Origin of the sequence: Cryobacterium sp. MLB-32 (genome assembly GCF_000738085.1) — a bacterium.
Lineage (GTDB): Bacteria > Actinomycetota > Actinomycetes > Actinomycetales > Microbacteriaceae > Cryobacterium.
On record NZ_JPRS01000704.1, the window covers coordinates 1 to 531 of the forward strand.

At 59.5% G+C, this 531-nt stretch carries 1 pseudogene; it reads right to left on the reverse strand.

The features are described 5' to 3' along the window. Nucleotides 1-531, reverse strand: a pseudogene (locus tag JF66_RS20995) (ribonucleotide-diphosphate reductase subunit alpha); the annotation flags it as partial.

A 531-nucleotide genomic window follows, 5' to 3' on the forward strand; every position in this document is an offset into this window, starting at 1 on the left:
GCGTGGAACAACACCGTGTAGAAGTAGATGTTGGTGAAGTCGATGCTCTCTTCGCTGCCGTAGTAGATGCGCTCGCGGGCCAGGTAGCCGTGCAGGTTCATCTGGCCCAGGCCGATGGCGTGCGAACGGTCGTTACCATCTTCGATGGAACGAACCGAGCTGATGTGGCTCTGCTCGGACACGGCGTTCAGGCCACGAATGGCCGCGTTCACGGTGCGACCGAGGTTACCGGAGTCCATCGCCAGGGCGATGTTCATCGACCCGAGGTTGCAGGAAATATCCTTGCCAATCTCGTTGTACGAGAGGTCCTCGTTGTACGTGGTCGGCGTGTTCACCTGAAGAATCTCGGAGCAAAGGTTCGACATGTTGATGCGACCCTCGATCGGGTTCGCCTTGTTCACGGTGTCCTCGAACATGATGTACGGGTAGCCGGACTCGAACTGGATCTCCGCGAGGGTCTGGAAGAACTCACGCGCCTTCATCTTCGACTTCTTGATGCGGGGGTTGTCGACCCCCCCCCCCCCCCCCCCC